The organism is Sporosarcina sp. NCCP-2331 (genome assembly GCF_023707945.1).
GTDB lineage: Bacteria > Bacillota > Bacilli > Bacillales_A > Planococcaceae > Sporosarcina > Sporosarcina cascadiensis.
This window is the reverse complement of sequence record NZ_BRCD01000089.1, coordinates 1-530: the sequence shown is the minus strand read 5'-3', so window position 1 is coordinate 530 and position 530 is coordinate 1. Positions and strand designations below refer to the sequence as shown.

The window sequence follows — 530 nt, the reverse complement described above, 5'->3', positions numbered from 1 at the left end:
GGTGTAGATGAATTTTATTACGGCGTGCTCGGAGAAGAAAATAAAATCGTGGAATTGACGCCAGAGCGAGTGAAGTTTCTACAAAATATCACCGTCGATATGCCACAGGAAATTGTTCGTGCTTATGGTGATAATACAACCGCCGAAATGGCCACATCAAACGGAGACATTGCTGTATCTTCACAATTTCACAAGATTCCATTAGAAGATAAACAGACGTTGTTGGGATGGGAAGTTGTGGAGGGCATTACTGCAGCGGGTAGCCAAGATAATTCACCATACGTTGCAGTTATATTCGCAAAAACACACGAAGACGGTTCCCGCGAATATGTCGGATTGCCAAAAGGGATGTTTACCCGTCCGAATATTGAAGGTGCAACAAAAGAGGATGGCGTTGATTTTTCAAGCGAAACTATCGAAGCGCAATTTATGGATCGTAAAGTGGAAGGTTTTAATAACGAGAAATCTGTTTTATTTGCAACTGATGAAAAGGGTGCGACTACTAACCGCGACGCTTTGTTCTTGAAAGT

The 530-nt window shown here is 42.3% G+C and carries 1 protein-coding gene; it reads left to right on the top strand.

The features are described from left to right. On the top strand, positions 1-530 hold a 530-nt coding region (locus NCCP2331_RS18355), incomplete at both ends, for a major tail protein (protein WP_251672134.1).